The organism is Pantoea sp. PGP6 (assembly GCF_053474785.1).
Genome location: NZ_JBQBMA010000001.1, coordinates 1,372,152 through 1,388,905 on the forward strand (window position 1 = coordinate 1,372,152; position 16,754 = coordinate 1,388,905).

At 56.0% G+C, this 16,754-nt stretch carries 17 protein-coding genes; 14 read left to right on the forward strand and 3 right to left on the reverse strand.

What is annotated here, in order from left to right; genetic code table 11:
- Window positions 1-28 precede the first annotated feature (28 nt).
- From folC to hisP, 9 genes are all read left to right on the forward strand, one after another.
- Window positions 29-1,297, forward strand: coding sequence for a bifunctional tetrahydrofolate synthase/dihydrofolate synthase (gene folC, locus ACLIBF_RS06640; protein WP_046288185.1), 1,269 nt, complete (start codon window positions 29-31; stop codon window positions 1,295-1,297).
- Window positions 1,287-2,027 (forward strand): cell division protein DedD, encoded by a 741-nt coding sequence (gene dedD / locus ACLIBF_RS06645; protein ID WP_089561977.1) that lies wholly within the window; start codon window positions 1,287-1,289, stop codon window positions 2,025-2,027. The genes folC and dedD overlap by 11 nt, the downstream gene beginning before the upstream one ends.
- 265 nt (window positions 2,028-2,292) lie before the next feature.
- Window positions 2,293-2,778, forward strand: a complete 486-nt coding sequence (gene cvpA / locus ACLIBF_RS06650; RefSeq protein WP_031376251.1) for a colicin V production protein — start codon at window positions 2,293-2,295, stop codon at window positions 2,776-2,778.
- Window positions 2,779-2,815: 37 nt separating this feature from the next.
- Window positions 2,816-4,333, forward strand: a complete 1,518-nt coding sequence (gene purF, locus ACLIBF_RS06655) for an amidophosphoribosyltransferase (protein ID WP_069728995.1) — start codon at window positions 2,816-2,818, stop codon at window positions 4,331-4,333.
- A 111-nt stretch (window positions 4,334-4,444) separates the two neighbouring features.
- The gene (locus ACLIBF_RS06660) at window positions 4,445-5,014 is read left to right on the forward strand and encodes a UbiX family flavin prenyltransferase (protein WP_069728994.1); all 570 of its coding nucleotides are present in this window, start codon (window positions 4,445-4,447) and stop codon (window positions 5,012-5,014) included.
- Between the two features lie 259 nt (window positions 5,015-5,273).
- Window positions 5,274-6,056 carry a lysine/arginine/ornithine ABC transporter substrate-binding protein ArgT gene (gene argT, locus ACLIBF_RS06665; RefSeq protein WP_046288187.1) on the forward strand — a complete coding sequence of 261 codons (783 nt, stop codon included), beginning with the start codon at window positions 5,274-5,276 and terminating at the stop codon, window positions 6,054-6,056.
- Window positions 6,057-6,255: 199 nt separating this feature from the next.
- On the forward strand, window positions 6,256-6,945 hold the full coding sequence (locus ACLIBF_RS06670) for a histidine ABC transporter permease HisQ (protein WP_031376248.1): 690 nt from the start codon (window positions 6,256-6,258) through the stop codon (window positions 6,943-6,945).
- Entirely contained in the window at window positions 6,938-7,654 is a 717-nt protein-coding gene (locus ACLIBF_RS06675; RefSeq protein WP_031376247.1) for an ABC transporter permease, read from the forward strand. Before ACLIBF_RS06670 ends, ACLIBF_RS06675 begins: the two co-directional genes overlap by 8 nt.
- 8 nt (window positions 7,655-7,662) lie before the next feature.
- Window positions 7,663-8,436 (forward strand): histidine ABC transporter ATP-binding protein HisP, encoded by a 774-nt coding sequence (hisP, locus tag ACLIBF_RS06680; RefSeq protein WP_031376246.1) that lies wholly within the window; start codon window positions 7,663-7,665, stop codon window positions 8,434-8,436.
- 356 nt (window positions 8,437-8,792) lie between these two features.
- On the opposite strand, the gene ACLIBF_RS06685 is transcribed toward hisP, so the two are convergent.
- A complete protein-coding gene (locus tag ACLIBF_RS06685; RefSeq protein WP_279810008.1) occupies window positions 8,793-9,692 on the reverse strand; it encodes a TIGR01777 family oxidoreductase in 900 nt (299 codons plus the stop codon).
- Between the two features lie 182 nt (window positions 9,693-9,874).
- Between ACLIBF_RS06685 and yfcF the strand changes: the two genes are divergently transcribed.
- Both yfcF and yfcD read left to right on the forward strand, forming a co-directional pair.
- A complete protein-coding gene (yfcF, locus tag ACLIBF_RS06690) occupies window positions 9,875-10,516 on the forward strand; it encodes a glutathione transferase (protein ID WP_031376245.1) in 642 nt (213 codons plus the stop codon).
- Between the two features lie 110 nt (window positions 10,517-10,626).
- The gene (gene yfcD / locus ACLIBF_RS06695) at window positions 10,627-11,151 is read left to right on the forward strand and encodes an NUDIX hydrolase YfcD (protein ID WP_031376244.1); all 525 of its coding nucleotides are present in this window, start codon (window positions 10,627-10,629) and stop codon (window positions 11,149-11,151) included.
- 78 nt (window positions 11,152-11,229) lie between these two features.
- On the opposite strand, the gene pta is transcribed toward yfcD, so the two are convergent.
- Both pta and ackA read right to left on the reverse strand, forming a co-directional pair.
- Complete coding sequence (gene pta / locus ACLIBF_RS06700; protein WP_072050970.1) at window positions 11,230-13,374, reverse strand: phosphate acetyltransferase; 2,145 nt, start codon at window positions 13,372-13,374, stop codon at window positions 11,230-11,232.
- Window positions 13,375-13,444: 70 nt separating this feature from the next.
- A complete protein-coding gene (gene ackA / locus ACLIBF_RS06705) occupies window positions 13,445-14,647 on the reverse strand; it encodes an acetate kinase (protein WP_448309489.1) in 1,203 nt (400 codons plus the stop codon).
- A gap of 335 nt (window positions 14,648-14,982) precedes the next feature.
- Between ackA and yfbV the strand changes: the two genes are divergently transcribed.
- From yfbV to ACLIBF_RS06720, 3 genes are all read left to right on the forward strand, one after another.
- The gene (yfbV, locus tag ACLIBF_RS06710; protein ID WP_031376241.1) at window positions 14,983-15,435 is read left to right on the forward strand and encodes a terminus macrodomain insulation protein YfbV; all 453 of its coding nucleotides are present in this window, start codon (window positions 14,983-14,985) and stop codon (window positions 15,433-15,435) included.
- Window positions 15,436-15,577: 142 nt separating this feature from the next.
- Complete coding sequence (locus ACLIBF_RS06715; protein WP_031376240.1) at window positions 15,578-16,072, forward strand: YfbU family protein; 495 nt, start codon at window positions 15,578-15,580, stop codon at window positions 16,070-16,072.
- 13 nt (window positions 16,073-16,085) lie between these two features.
- Window positions 16,086-16,745: a sugar phosphatase gene (locus tag ACLIBF_RS06720; protein WP_031376239.1), complete on the forward strand. Its 660-nt coding sequence runs from the start codon at window positions 16,086-16,088 to the stop codon at window positions 16,743-16,745.
- The last annotated feature ends 9 nt before the right edge of the window (window positions 16,746-16,754 follow it).

Consider the following 16,754-nt stretch of genomic DNA (forward strand, 5'->3'; position numbering starts at 1 on the left):
TCGGGTATAAATAAGCAAAACGGGACATATGGACAATCTTCACCTCCCTCAAGCCACGTCGCCTTTGGCCACGTGGCTTTATTATCTTGAGCACCTGCACACTCAGGCCATCGAACTGGGGCTGGATCGCATTCGCCAGGTCGCGCAACGTCTTGACCTGCTGAAACCCGCTCCCTTCGTCTTCACCGTCGCCGGCACCAACGGCAAAGGCACCACCTGTCGTACCCTGGAAACGCTGCTGATGGCGGCCGGCTATCGCGTGGGCGTTTACAGCTCGCCGCATCTGGTGCGCTATACCGAACGGGTACGGGTTCAGGGGCAGGAGCTGAGCGAAGCGCAGCACTGTGCCAGCTTTGCCGACATTGAAGCCGGACGCGGTGATATCTCACTGACCTATTTTGAGTTTGGCACCTTGTCAGCGCTGAAGCTGTTTCAACAGGCGCAGCTGGACGTGGTGATCCTCGAAGTCGGCCTCGGCGGACGGCTCGACGCCACCAATATCGTGGATGCAGATGTGGCGGTGGTCACCAGCATTGCGCTCGATCACATCGACTGGCTCGGTCCGGATCGGGAAAGCATTGGCCGCGAAAAAGCGGGTGTTTTCCGTGCCGGCAAACCGGCGGTGGTGGGTGAGCCTGATATGCCGCACAGCATTGCCGCAGTAGCCAGTGAGAAGGGCGCACAGCTGCTGCAACGCGACCGTGACTGGTGTTACCGTCAGCAGCCGGAAAGCTGGTCGCTGCGTGACGCGCACGGTGAGCTGAACGATCTGCCGCTGCCGCAGGTGCCGCTGCCGAATGCCGCGACGGCGCTGGTCGCGCTGCGCGCGTCCGGACTGCAGGTCAGTGAAGCGCAGATCCGCGCTACGCTGCCGTTAGCCATGCTGCCGGGCCGCTTTCAGACCATCAGCGAATCGCCGCGGGTGATTCTCGACGTGGCGCATAATCCGCATGCGGCGCACTATCTGGCGTCACGGCTGGCCGCGCTGCCCAAAACCGGCCGGGTACTCGCGGTGGTGGGTATGCTGCACGACAAAGATATTGCCGGTACGCTGGCGGCGCTGTCACCGGCGGTGGATGCCTGGTACTGCGCACCGCTCGACGGCCCGCGCGGCGCGACGGCGGAGCAGCTGCTGCAGTGGCTGCCGCAGGGCGAGGCGTTCAGCACGGTAGAGCAGGCCTGGCAGCAGGCGCGCCAGCAGGCGCAGCCGCAGGACATTGTGCTGGTGTGTGGATCGTTCCACACCGTGGCACAGGTCATGGAATCGATTGAAACGGAGAAAGGACGTGGCAAGTAAGTTTCAGAACCGTTTAGTCGGCACCGTCATTCTGGTGGCCGTCGGCGTGATTGTATTGCCGGGGCTGCTGGATGGGCAGAAGAAGCACTATAAAGAAGAGTTCGCCGCCATTCCGCTGGTGCCGAAACCGGACGATCAGCAGGACAGCGAAATGGTGCCGCCGGTGACCCAGTCGCTGCCGGCCCAGCCGCCGGAAGGCGCAGGTAATGCGGTCAGCAGCAGCAGCGGAAAAACCACCGCAGCGGCTGAACAGGGACGCGCAAAACCCACCGAAGAGAGCGAGCCGGCCGTTGTGACGCCACCGCCGGTGCATCAGCCGACGCCGGTGAAACCGAAACCGGTCGAGCAGCCTAAACCGAAGCCGGTTGAGCAGCCGAAGCCTAAACCGGTCGAACAGCCGAAGCCAAAAACGGTTGAGCCACCGAAAACCGTGGAGCAGCCGAAGCAGGCCGAGACGCCGAAGGCGGCCGAACCGAGCGCACCAGCCGGTCAGGCTTATGTGGTACAGCTGGGTGCGCTGAAAAACGCCAGCAAGGTGAATGAGATTGTCGCGCAGCTGCGACTGTCGGGCTATCGCGCCTTTACCGTGCCATCAACGCCGGTACAGGGACAGATCACCCGCATTTACGTGGGACCGGACGCCTCAAAAGCCAAAATGCAAAGTGCGGTAGGCGAGCTGAAAAGCATCTCCGGGCTGGGCGGCGTCGTGAAGCCGTACAGCGCTCGCTAAACCCATCAATTGGCGCTGCCAATAGCAGTAACAGGCAGCGCCAATTGGGCTAAAGCACGGCGGGTTAAAGCGGATAAACGGGTAAAAAAATGTCGATTTTCAACGGCCTGACCGTCGGGAAATCAACCGGGCGACGAAGGTTTTTTTCATCGCCTTTTTTATGGATGCAGAACAGGAAAACCGCTACGCAAACGTTTTCTTTTTCTGTTAGAATGCGCCCCGAACTGGATGCAGGGGTGCAATGGCACTGGCGCTGGAAGAGTTCATGATCTGGATTGATTACGTCATTATTGCGGTAGTTGGTTTTTCGGCTCTGGTCAGCCTGATCCGTGGGTTTGTCCGGGAAGCCTTATCTCTTGTTACCTGGGGATGCGCGTTTTTTGTCGCCAGTCATTACTACGCCTACCTTGCAGTCTGGTTTACAGGTTTTGACGACGAACTGGTTCGTAACGGTATCGCCATTGGGGTGTTGTTTGTCGCCACCCTGATTGTCGGTGCGATTGTGAATTACGTGATCGGCTCGCTGGTGGAAAAAACCGGCCTGTCGGGAACCGACCGGGTGTTGGGCGTCTGTTTCGGGGCGTTGCGTGGTGTGCTGATAGTGGCCGCTCTGCTGTTCTTCCTCGATACTTTCACCGGCTTTTCGAAAAGTCCGGACTGGCAACAGTCTCAACTCATTCCCGAGTTCAGTTATATAATCAGGTGGTTTTTCGATTACCTGAAAAGCACGTCGAGTTTTTTACCCCGGTGATGCGACCGGGAGTGCGGCTTAATGAGGAAATGACAACATGTGCGGTATTGTCGGTATCACCGGTTTCATGCCGGTAAACCAGTCGATCTATGACGCGTTAACGGTGCTCCAGCACCGCGGGCAGGATGCCGCAGGCATTTGTACTATCGATGCGCTGAAGTGCTTCCGTCTGCGAAAGGCAAATGGCCTGGTCAGCGACGTTTTCGAAGCACGCCACATGCAGCGTTTGCAGGGCAACATGGGCATTGGTCACGCGCGTTATCCGACCGCGGGCAGCTCAAGTGCCTCTGAAGCGCAGCCATTCTACGTAAACTCGCCGTACGGTATTACGCTGGCGCACAACGGAAATCTCACCAACGCCCACGAACTGCGTAAGCACCTGTTCGAAAAGGGCCGCCGTCATGTGAATACCACCTCAGATTCTGAAATCCTGCTCAATATTTTCGCGCAGGAGCTGGATCGCTTCCAGAACGATCCGCTGGAAGCCGACAATATTTTTGCCGCCGTCGCTGCGGTGCATCAGCAGGTGCGCGGAGCTTATGCGGTGGTGGCGATGATTATCGGTCATGGCATGGTAGCGTTCCGCGACCCGAACGGTATCCGTCCGCTGGTGCTGGGCAAACGCGTGATCGCCGATGGCCGTACCGAATATATGGTGGCCTCGGAGAGCGTGGCGCTGGATACGTTAGGGTTTGAATTCATCCGTGACGTCGCACCGGGTGAAGCGGTCTATGTCACTGAGCAGGGGCAGCTTTCTACCCGCCAGTGCGCCGAAAACCCGAAAAGCAATCCCTGCCTGTTCGAGTATGTCTACTTTGCACGTCCTGACTCGTTCCTCGATAAGATTTCGGTCTACAGCGCCCGCGTGCGCATGGGCACCAAGCTGGGCGAGAAAATTGCCCGCGAGTGGGAAGATCTGGATATCGATGTAGTGATCCCGATTCCGGAAACCTCAACCGATATCGCACTGGAAATTGCGCGCATTCTCGATAAGCCGTATCGCCAGGGCTTCGTGAAAAACCGTTACGTCGGCCGCACCTTTATCATGCCGGGCCAGCAGTTACGTCGCAGCGCGGTTCGCCGTAAGCTGAATGCTAACCGCGCCGAGTTCCGCGATAAAAACGTGTTGCTGGTGGATGACTCCATCGTACGCGGCACCACCTCAGAGCAGATCATTGAGATGGCGCGTGAAGCCGGTGCGAAGCGGGTTTATCTGGCGTCAGCGGCTCCGGAGATTCGTTTCCCGAACGTATATGGCATTGATATGCCAAGCGCCACCGAGCTGATTGCCCACGGTCGTGAAGTCGAAGAGATCCGCCAGCTGATCAAAGCGGATGCGCTGATTTTCCAGGACCTGGATGACCTGATCGAAGCGGTTCGCGAAGAGAACCCGGACATTACCCAGTTTGAATGCTCGGTGTTTAACGGAATTTATGTCACGAAGGATGTTGACCAGCGCTATCTGGAATACCTCCAGTCGCTGCGTAATGACGATGCAAAAGCGGTTGCGCGTCAGAATGAGGTGGAAAACCTCGAGCTGCACAACGAAGGCTAAGCGCCAGCGTTAGGGCAGATAAAGCAGGGCGGGAGCAATCCCGCCCTGTTTGTTTTCAGAAATCCCCAGGCCGCGTTATGATGATGCATCCGGGTAGAGCAAGGTTGGAATATGAAACGACTCATCATTGGCATCTCAGGCGCCAGCGGGGTGATTTATGGCGTGCGCATGCTGCAGGTTTTGCAGCAGGTCGTTGAGGTGGAAACGCATCTGGTGATGAGCCAGGCGGCGCGCCAGACGTTAGGGCTGGAGAGCGATTACTCACTACGTGACGTGCAGGCGCTGGCCGATGTGGTGCACGACGTGCGCGATATTGCGGCAAGCATTTCGTCAGGATCGTTTAAAACCCTCGGGATGGCGATTTTGCCGTGCTCAATGAAAACCCTGTCCGGCATCGTCCACAGTTACAGTGATTCACTGCTGACCCGCGCGGCTGACGTGGTATTAAAAGAGCAGCGCAAGCTGGTGCTGTGCGTGCGTGAAACGCCGCTGCACGTTGGCCACCTGCGCATGATGACCACCGCCGCCGAGCTGGGCGCCATCATTATGCCGCCAGTACCGGCGTTCTATCATCGCCCTGAAAACATCGGGCAACTGGTTGATCAAACGGTCAATCGGGTCATCGATCAGTTTGATATCGAATTGCCAGAAGATTTGTTCGCGCGCTGGCAAGGTGCATAAAGTTCCGCTGGCGCACTTATTTAGTGCATAAGAGCGCCTCGGATCACTCTTCGTGCATTTGATGCACCAAAAGTTAACATCATCGCTTTTTCTCTTTTACTTCACTGTTATATTCCCCTCACAAGCTCAGCGTTTTCGGCTGTCGGACGTCACGCTAAGTGCGCGAATAACTTGCAGAACTGGCATGAAACATGCAACTTACTTTGCGCAAACACATCACGTACCACATAACAAAAAGCACTTCACTTGAGGGTAATCTATGAAAAAGCGTGTTCTGGCTCTTTCCCTGATGCTGGGTTTATCCAGTGCTGCCAGCGTATTTGCGGCGGTACCAGGTTCAATCCGTATCGGCACAGATCCAACCTACCCACCGTTTGAGTCAAAAAACGCGCAAGGGCAGTTAGTGGGCTTTGATATCGACCTCGCTAACGAAATCTGCAAACGCATTCATACCCAGTGTACTTACGTTGAGAGCGACTTTGACGCCCTGATCCCCTCGCTGAAAGCGAAGAAAATTGACGCCATCATCTCTTCTCTCTCGATCACAGCAAAACGTCAGGAAGAAATCGCCTTCTCGGAAAAACTTTACGCCGCCAACGCGCGCTTAGTGGCACCGAAAGGGTCTAAAATCGAACCGACGATTGAGTCGCTGAAAGGCAAAAACATCGGTCTGTTGCAGGGCACCACCCAGGAAACTTACGCCAACCAGTACTGGCGGCCAAAAGGCGTGAGCGTGACACCGTACGCGAACCAGGATCTGGTCTATCAGGATCTGAATGCCGGACGTATTGATGCGGCGTTCCAGGACGAAGTGCAGGCGAGCGAAGGGTTCCTGAAGCAGCCGGTCGGGAAAAACTACGCCTTCGCCGGTCCGGCAGTGAAAGATGACAAAATCTTCGGCGTCGGCACCGGTATGGGGCTGCGTAAAGATGATAGCGAGCTGAAAGCGGCCATCGACAAAGCCTTTGCTGAAATGCGTAAAGATGGCACCTACGACAAGATTGCGAAGAAGTACTTCGACTTTAATGTGTACGGCGACTAACCATCCTGTCGCTCTGCCCATAATATGACGGACCTTAGCAGGCCGGATCGGATGCGGGAAAAGAGAGCGCCAGCTAGCGGCGTTTACTTTACCGGCAATGCACGGTCTGCTGCTGTCCGGAATGGCTGAGCAGAGCAAAACTGCCCGTCGATTGCTGGCGGGCAGCGTTCCGTTTCCACCCCACGACAGGACCCTCTCGATGCTGTATGGCTATTCTGATGTAATTCTTCGGGGCACGCTGGTGACACTGGAGCTGGCGCTGACCTCGGTGGTTCTGGCAGTGCTGCTCGGGCTGATTGGCGCGGGTGCCAAACTGTCACGTAACCGGCTGCTGGCGATGATCTTTGAAGGCTACACCACCCTGATTCGCGGTGTGCCGGACCTCGTTCTTATGCTGCTGATCTTCTACGGTCTGCAGATCGTGCTTAACCAGATTACCGACGCGCTGGGGATGGCCCAGTTTGATATCGACCCGATGGTCGCGGGTATCATTACGCTCGGCTTTATCTATGGCGCCTACTTCACAGAAACCTTCCGTGGTGCCTTTATGGCGGTGCCAAAAGGGCAGATCGAAGCGGCCACCGCGTTCGGTTTCACCGGTTCACAGGTGTTCCGCCGCATTCTGTTCCCGGCGATGATGCGCTATGCGTTGCCAGGTATCGGCAACAACTGGCAGGTGATCCTCAAGGCCACCGCGCTGGTATCACTGCTGGGGCTGGAAGATGTGGTGAAAGCCACGCAGCTGGCCGGTAAAAGTACCTGGCAACCGTTCTACTTTGCGATTGTGGCGGGCGTCATCTATCTGGTGTTTACCACGCTGTCGAATGGCGTGCTGTGGTGGCTTAACCGGCGCTATACGGTTGGCGTGAAGAGGGCGAGCTATGATTGATATTATTCAGGAATACTGGAAATCGCTGCTCTGGACCGATGGTTACCGCTTTACCGGCGTCGCCATTACGCTGTGGCTGTTGATCCTGTCGGTGGTGATTGGTGGATCGCTGGCGATCCTGCTGGCGATTGCGCGGGTTTCACCGAACCGGTTTATCAGTTTTCCGGTCTGGCTGTTTACCTATGTGTTTCGCGGTACACCGCTCTATGTGCAGCTGCTGGTGTTCTACTCCGGTATGTACACACTGGAAATTGTTAAAGGCACCGAACTGCTGAATGCCTTTTTCCGCAGCGGGCTGAACTGTACCTTACTGGCGTTTACCCTCAACACCTGTGCCTACACCACCGAAATCTTTGCCGGGGCTATCCGCTCGGTACCGCACGGTGAAATCGAGGCGGCGCGGGCCTATGGCTTCTCCACCTTCAAACTCTATCGCTGCATTATTCTGCCGTCGGCGCTGCGCACCGCGTTACCGGCCTACAGCAATGAAGTGATTTTAATGCTGCATTCCACCGCGCTGGCGTTTACCGCGACGGTGCCGGATTTGCTGAAAATTGCGCGTGATATCAACTCGGCGACCTATCAGCCGTTTACCGCGTTCGGCCTGGCCGCGGTGCTGTATCTGATTATTTCTTACGTGTTAATCAGCCTGTTCCGTCTGGCGGAGCGGCGCTGGCTGGCCCACGTCAAACCCTCTTCATCGCATTGAGTAGAACTATGGCTGACAATAAATTAAGCGTCACCGAATTACATAAACGTTACGGTGAACACGAAGTGCTGAAAGGGGTCTCGTTAACCGCTAACGCGGGCGATGTGATCACCATTATCGGATCGTCCGGTTCGGGAAAAAGTACCTTTTTACGCTGCATCAACTTCCTCGAAAAACCGAGCGAAGGCACGATTGTGGTTAATAATCAGCAGATCAACTTAGTCCGCGACAAAGATGGTCAGCTGAAAGTGGCAAACAAAGAGCAACTGCGCGCCCTGCGTACCAGCCTGACCATGGTATTCCAGCACTTCAATCTGTGGAGCCATATGACGGTGCTGGAAAACGTGATGGAAGCGCCGATTCAGGTGCTGGGACTGAGCAAAGCGGAAGCGCGTGAACGGGCAATCAAATACCTCGATAAGGTCGGGATTGATGCACGGGCACAGGCGAAATACCCGGTTCATCTTTCCGGTGGTCAGCAGCAGCGCGTGTCGATTGCGCGCGCGCTGGCGATGGAGCCGGAAGTGTTGCTGTTTGATGAACCCACCTCGGCGCTCGATCCGGAGCTGGTCGGTGAAGTACTGCGCATTATGCAGAAACTGGCGGAAGAGGGGAAAACCATGGTGGTGGTGACGCACGAGATGGAATTTGCCCGTCACGTCTCCAGTCATGTCATTTTCCTGCATCAGGGCAAAATTGAAGAGCAGGGATCGCCGGTGGAACTGTTCGGCAGCCCGAAGAGTACCCGCCTGCAGCAGTTCCTGAAAGGCTCGCTGAAGTAAGTTCGCGTCCGCGTCCGCGTCGTGCTGGCGCGGGCTGCCGCAATGCGGATGCCGCAGCCGCGGTCGATCATCTGTCCCGCCAGCCGGCGCATCACGATAGGGTGCGCCGGCTCAGTCTGAAAATCGCACTCTCGCTGAACTTTTATTGCCGGCCGGACGGTACCAGACACTACTTATGACTGGTACGGATTTCGCGGGTGGTAACGGTGGCTTATCGTCGCGTTCGTGGCGGTTTCGGCCTTAATCTCCGACCGGTAACGGCAATCGGCGCTCTCACTGGCCAACGCTGCGATTGCAGCAGAGTAATCGGCCCCAGCGAAGCCCGATTATCCGCCCGACCCATTCCGCCGCCCGCGTTAATGCTTAACCACATCCTGTAATGCTTGCTGCAGATCATACCAGCGGAAGGTAAATCCTGAGGCTTCCAGCCGTTTAGGCAACACATGCTGCCCACCCAGCACCAGCACCGCTGATTCACCCATCATCAGCTTAATCGCGCTGGCGGGGGTGCGCATAAAGGCCGGACGGTGCATTACCCGGCCCAGGGTCGCGGCAAACTGCTCATTGCGTACCGCATAAGGAGCAACCATGTTGAACGGACCGCGCAGATCGTCATGATCCAGCAGCCAGAGTATGGCGTTGAGCATATCGTCGAGATGGATCCACGGCATATATTGCTTACCGCTGCCGATCGGGCCGCCAATACCCAGTTTGAATGGCAGCTTCATTTTGCTGAGCGCGCCGCCTTCTGCTGCCAGCACCACGCCGGTACGTAACAGACAGACGCGGGTACGATCGCTTTCGGCACTGAGCGCCAGTTGCTCCCAGCGGGCGCACAGCTGGTGAGTGAATTCGTCGTGGCCGGAATCCTCTTCGGTCAGCACCAGATCGCCGGTATCGCCATAAAACCCGGTCGCGGAGCCGGAAATCAGCACTGAGGGTGGAGTGGTGCTGGCATTAATCAGTGAGGCGATCTGTTCAGTGATCTGCCAGCGGCTTTCACACAACTGCTGTTTATGCGGTTCGGTCCAGCGTTTGTCGGCAATCGGTTCACCCGCCAGGTTGATTACCGCATCAACATTATTGAGATCGTGCTGTTGCGCCAGACCTGACCAGAGCGCCACGGCGTCGCCCAGCTTTTCACGCGCGCTGACCACATCACGCGTCACCACGCTAATCTGGTGTCCGAGTTGCTGCAGGCGCGGAATCAGATGGCGACCAATTAATCCTGTTCCGCCGGTAATAAGAATGTGCATGTTGCGGCTCCCTTGACGTTTTTGTTATTTGTTCTCTTCAGCATAGAAGAGTGAGGCCAGTGTGAGGTGAGTCGCGTCGCGCTTTCTTGCAATCGGTCGAAACATCGGACCAGCTCAGCGTTGCCTTCAGAAATAAAAATCGGTAAACATGATGCAATCCTGACAGCCAATTGAGGTAACCGATGAATTATCCGTCCATCACCCTGTGGTCAGATTCATCATTTTTCAGTCCTTACGCCATGTCGGCTTATGTTGCTCTCACCGAAAAAGGCATCCCTTTTACCCTGAAACGTGTCGATTTGTCGCAAAACCAGCAGTTCGCTGCGGCCTATCGTGAGCTGTCGTTAACCTGCCGGGTGCCTACGCTGCAAATCGATGATTTTCTGCTGAGCGAGTCTTCGGCCATCAGCGAATATCTGGAAGAGCGGTTTCCGGCACCCGAGTTTGAGCGCCTCTATCCCCGCGACCGTGAGAAGCGCGCCAGGGCAAGAGAGATTCAGGCCTGGCTGCGCAGCGACTTTATGTGGATCCGTCAGGAACGGCCGACGGAAGTGCTGTTCGCCGGCGAGCGATTTTCACCGCTGACCGCCTCGGCGCAGCAGGCAGTGGATAAGCTGGTTACGGCGGTTGAGCGGCTGTTACCCGATGGGCAGCAGAATCTGTTTGGTGAATGGTCAATCGCCGATACCGATCTGGCGGTGATGCTTAACCGGCTGGTACTGCACGGCGATCCGTTACCCGCGCGCTTACAACACTATGCTGAGTTTCAGTGGCAGCGTGCCTCAGTACAACTGTGGTTAGCTGAAAGCGGCAAAAATCGATAACTTTCGAGGCTTGCTCAAGCTAACGGAAGTGATTACCTTACGCCACACTATGATAATAACGTGGTAAACAGCGCGTGCATCCGGGCACGCCAAACAGGAAAGGGTTACGGATGGTGGATCACATTGCGGGTGAGGGTGTCGAGTGGGTCGACATCGTCAACGAAGAGAACGAAGTGGTTGCTCAGGCGACACGTGCACAGATGCGTGCTGAATGTCTGCGTCACCGTGCCACCTATATCGTGGTTCATGACGGTATGGGGAAAATTCTGGTACAGCGTCGCACCGAGACCAAAGATTTTATGCCGGGCAAGCTGGACGCAACGGCAGGCGGCGTGGTGCAGAGCGGCGAAGATATGCTGGAATCGGCACGACGTGAAGCGGAAGAGGAACTGGGGATTGCCGACGTTCCGTTTGCCGAACACGGTAAATTCTACTTCGAAGATGAGCATTGCCGCGTCTGGGGTGGACTGTTCAGCTGCGTATCGCACGGTCCTTTCGCAATGCAGGAAACGGAAGTGGATGAGATTATCTGGATGACGCCTGATGAAATCACCGCGCGTTGCGACGAATTTACCGACGATTCGCTTAAGGCATTGTCGCTGTGGATGAGCCGTAACGGCGAGAACCGGGCCTGATATCAACCGGCGACGGTGGCGTATCGCAGACAAAAAAAGGGCATGCGCAGTGGCATGCCCGGTATGACACAGTGAGGCTTAGCCTTCAGCCTGCTGTGACTGAATGGCGGTTAAGGCGATGGTGTAGACAATGTCATCCACCAGTGCGCCGCGAGACAGGTCGTTGACCGGTTTACGCATGCCCTGCAGCATCGGACCAATTGAGATCAGGTCGGCAGAACGTTGTACCGCTTTATAAGTGGTGTTACCGGTGTTGAGATCCGGGAAGATAAACACCGTGGCGCGACCGGCCACCTGTGAGTTTGGTGCTTTGGATTTCGCCACGTCTTCCATGATCGCTGCGTCATACTGCAGCGGACCATCAATCACCAGATCCGGACGTTTCTCCTGCGCAATACGGGTCGCTTCACGGACTTTTTCGACGTCGCTGCCAGCACCTGAGGTGCCGGTGGAGTAGGAGATCATCGCCACGCGAGGGTCGATACCAAAGGCCTTAGCCGAATCGGCAGACTGAATGGCGATTTCGGCCAGCTGCTCGGCGCTCGGGTCCGGGTTAATCGCACAGTCACCGTAAACCAGCACCTGCTCAGGCAGCAGCATAAAGAACACTGACGACACCAGCGAACTGTTCGGTGCGGTTTTGATCAGCTGCAACGGTGGACGAATGGTGTTAGCGGTGGTGTGTACGGCACCCGATACCAGACCGTCGACTTCGCCACGCTCCAGCATCATGGTGCCCAGCACCACGTTGTCTTCCAGTTGCTCCTGCGCCACCACTTCGGTCATGCCCTTGCTCTTACGCAGCTCAACCAGACGCGGCACGTAGTTTTCACGCACCTGAGCCGGATCGACAATCTCGACGCCTTTGCCCAGTTCGACGCCCTGAGCGGCGGCGACGCGCTGAATTTCATCCGGGTTACCTAACAGCACGCAGGTCGCGATGCCGCGTTCGGCACAGATGGCCGCGGCTTTCACAGTACGCGGCTCATCACCCTCTGGCAGCACCACACGTTTGCCGGCTTTGCGCGCCAGCTCGGTCAGCTGATAACGGAAGGCCGGTGGAGAGAGGCGACGACTGCGTTCAGAGGTGGCGGTCAGTGACTCAATCCAGTCAGCGTTGATGTAGCTGGCGACGTACTCCTGCACTTTTTCGATGCGCTGGGTGTCATCAGCCGGAACTTCAAGGTTAAAGCTCTGCAGGCTGAGCGAGGTCTGCCAGGTATTGGTTTTCACCATAAACACCGGCAGGCCGGTCTGGAACGCACGCTCACACAGTCTGGCAATACGCTCGTCAATCTCATAGTTACCGGTCAGCAGGATGGCACCAATCTCAATGCCGTTCATGGCGGCCAGACAGGCGGCAACCAGCACATCCGGACGGTCAGCCGAAGTCACCAGCAGCGATCCTGGACGGAAATGCTCCAGCATATGCGGAATGCTACGGGCGCAGAAGGTGACAGATTTCACCCGGCGGGTCTGAATCTCACCTTCGTTGATGATGCGTGCATTAAGGTGACGGCACATATCGATGGCGCGGGTAGCGATCAGATCAAAGCTCCACGGCACGCAGCCCAATACCGGCAGCGGGCTATCGGAGAACAGCTGTTTCGGATCGATGTTCGCGATGCTGGCTTTTGACGAGTCATCAAAAATTTCTGACAGGTCAGGGCGGGTACGCCCCTGTTCATCCACCGGCGCGTTAAGTTTGTTGATGATCACGCCAGTGATGTTTTTATTTTTCTGTCCGCCGAAGCTGCTTTGCGTCAGCTCAATGCGTTCTTTCAGCTGTGCCGGAGAGTCATTACCCAGCGCCATTACGAAGACGATTTCCGCGTTCAGCGTTTTGGCGATTTCGTAGTTCAGCGCGTTGGCGAACTGATGCTTACGGGTCGGCACCAGACCTTCAACCAGCACCACTTCGGCATCCTGGGTGTTGGCATGATAACGGGAGATGATCTCTTCCATCAGCACGTCCTGCTGGTTAGAGCCCAGCAGAGATTCAACGCGTGCCATCTGCAGCGGTTCAGCAGCAGGAATCGACGAGTTTTTACGGATAATGGTGGTGGTCTGATCCGGTGTATCACCGCCAGAGCGCGGCTGAGCAATCGGCTTGAAGACGCTAAGCCGCACGCCTTTACGTTCCATGGCGCGAATAACGCCGAGGCTGACGCTGGTCAGGCCGACGCTGGTGCCGGTCGGAATGAGCATAATTGTACGTGACACGATTGAACCTCTCAGGAATTGCAGGGTGTCAAAAACAACTCCGTCAGCCTGAGCTGACGGAGAGAAGCGATTACGCGGTCAGACTCGCGGCGTCCTGGGCGATGACCAACTCTTCGTTGGTTGGGATAACCAGCGCCGGGCGGGTGCCCTCTTTATTGATGTAGCCGGACTGACCGAAGCGGGCTGCCAGGTTACGATCGTGATCCACATCGAATCCGAGCAGCGCCAGTTTTTTCAGCGTCAGTTCGCGCACCATCGCGGCGTTTTCACCGATACCGCCGGTGAAGATAACGGCGTCAAGGCGACCTTCCATCAGCGCGGTGTAGCTGCCGATGTATTTGGCCAGGCGATGGCAGAACACATTCATCGCGCGCTTCGCATCTTCTTTAGTGGTGTAGTTTTCTTCAACATAACGGCAGTCGCTGGTCACTTCAGTCAGCCCTAACAGTCCAGACTCTTTGGTCAGCAACTTGTTGATTGCATCAACGCTCATGCCGAGGGTGTCGTGCAGGAAGAAGATGATCGCCGGATCGATATCACCACTGCGGGTGCCCATCACCAGGCCTTCCAGCGGCGTCAGGCCCATTGAGGTATCAACGCATTCGCCGTTGCGGATCGCGGAAACCGAACCGCCGTTGCCGAGGTGACAGGTAATGATGTTGAGCGATGCCAGCGGCTTGTTGAGCATTTTGGCCGCTTCATGCGTCACGTAATAGTGACTGGTGCCGTGCGCGCCATAGCGACGAACGCCGTGCTCTTTATACAATTTGTACGGCAGCGCATAAAGGTAGGACTCTTCCGGCATTGTCTGATGGAAAGCGGTGTCAAATACCGCGACATTCTTATCTGACAGATGCGGGAAGTTTTTCATCGCCTCATCGATACCGATCAGGTGCGCTGGATTATGCAGCGGGGCAAAGGAAGAGGCGTCTTTAATGCCCTGGATCACTTCTTCAGTAATCACCACTGATTGGGTCAGTTTCTCGCCGCCGTGAACGATGCGATGGCCGATTGCAGCAATTTGTGCCGAAAGCGCTGGTTTTTGTGCCAGAATGGTTTTAACAATGAAATTCAGTGCTTCGCTATGCGCTGCGCCGGCACCGAGAGGGGCTTCCTGTTTTTGACCGTCCAGCTTCCATTTGATACGCGCTTCAGGAAGATGAAAGCATTCCGCCAGGCCAGACAAAAATTCGTCACCGCTGGCAGGATTGAGGATGGCAAACTTAAGGGAAGAGCTGCCACAGTTCAGGACCAGAACTAACTTACTCGACATGGAAGTACCTATTTTTAGAGAGTGGCTAAAAAAAACGCAATCAGACTATCAGCGTAGCCCATGAAAGCTGGTAGATTAATGATAAACATCATGCGGTAGTCAGAATTCTGCTTTTCCGCAAAAAATTTTGGTAATTTTACGCAAAAATTTGAAATTTATTTGTCGAAACCTGACCTCTCCTCTTCCCAAAGGCGCTGGTCGCTGCCAGAAAGGTGTCGAAACGGCGTCAGAATAGCTGGAGTCACCTTTAAAGACAAAAAAAATTGAAGGATGTCACGTAAAGTTGTGTAGTTATAACTATTTTTTAATCTTTGCAGTATTAGTTGAGGTGAGCCATGGCGAATGAATCGGGCAGTACCAGTTGGTTCCGGATGTTTCAGCGCGGACAGCACTACATGAAGACCTGGCCGGCTGACAAGCGCCTGGCACCGGTGTTCCCTGAAAACCGTGTCTCATCAGCGACGCGCTTTGCCATTCGCTTTATGCCACCTTTAGCGATTTTCACGCTAACCTGGCAGATTGCCATGGGCGGTCAGCTTGGCCCGGCAGTTGCGACTGCGCTGTTTGCCTGCAGCTTGCCGATGCAGGGCTTGTGGTGGCTGGGAAAACGTTCTATTACGCCGCTTCCGCCCACCTTGCTTAACTGGTTCCACGAAGTCCGCGCAAAGCTGGAAGAAGCGGGTCAGGCGATCGCCCCGGTTGAGGGCAAACCAACCTATCAGGCGCTGGCTGACGTGCTGAAACGCGCCTTCAAACAGCTGGACCGCACCTTCCTCGACGACCTCTGAGTTATACCGGGTTTTTGACTAAAATACCGGTTAACCTGCAGCCAGATCAAAGAAAGGCGATACGGAGATTTCCGTATCGCTAACGCTGTGTGATCATTTCCGCATTGTCTGTTACCTGAGCGGCTCTGGCCGGGAGTGAATGATGGAAATGACCCATGCACAGCGTTTGATCCTTACCAACCAGTACAAAATCATGGCGATGCTTGAGCCAGAAAATGCCGAGCGCTTCCGCCGCTATCAAACCATTATCGAACGCGGCTACGCGCTGCAGATGCGCGAGCTGGACAAAGAGTTCGGCGAACTCAGCGAAGAGACCTGCCGGACCATCATCGACATTATGGAGATGCACCATGCGCTGCACGTCTCCTGGTCGAACCTCAAAGATAGCGGCACGCTCGAGGAGCGGCGTCTGGCGTTCCTCGGTTTTGATGCCGCAACCGAAGCGCGCTATCTGGGCTACGTGCGCTTTATGGTGAACAGCGAAGGGCGCTATACCCATTTTGATTCCGGCACGCACGGCTTTAATGCCCAGACGCCGATGTGGGAAAAGTATCAACGCATGCTGGCTTTATGGCAGACTTGTCCGCGACAGTACCATTTAAGCGCCAATGAAATTGCGCAAGTGATTAATGCCTGATGAGGAGTGACGCGTGACCTACAGTGGTTTTCTATTTGATTTAGACGGCACCTTAGTGGATTCATTGCCTGCAGTTGAACGTGCCTGGAGCCAGTGGGGCGCCCGCCACGGCATTGCAGCGGAAGAGATCCTGGCGTTTATTCATGGCAAACAGGCGATCACCTCACTGCGTCACTTTATGGCTGGTCAGCCGGAAGCGGCTATTCAGGCAGAGTTTATTGCGCTGGAACAAGCAGAGGCAGCCGATACGGATGGCGTTCAGGCCCTGCCTGGCGCCCACGCGTTGCTGAACACGCTGAACGAACTGCAGATCCCGTGGGCGATTGTCACTTCAGGTTCGGTACCGGTGGCGCATGCGCGGCATAAAGCCGCTGGCTTACCGCAGCCGGCGGTGTTTATCACCGCGGAGCAGGTGGCAAAGGGCAAACCGGAACCGGACCCTTATCTGCTGGGCGCTGAAAAGCTTGGCTTAGCGGCAACGTCATGCGTTGTGGTTGAGGATGCGCCCGCCGGGATTTTATCCGGTCTGAATGCCGGCTGTGCGGTGATTGCAGTCAATGCACCGGCTGAAACGCCGCGACTGAATGACGTCACGCTGCAGTTGTCGTCGCTTGAGTCGTTAATCGTCAACCGACAGAGCAGCGGCCAGTTCAGCATTGGGCGCAAGGCGTAATAGCCTCAC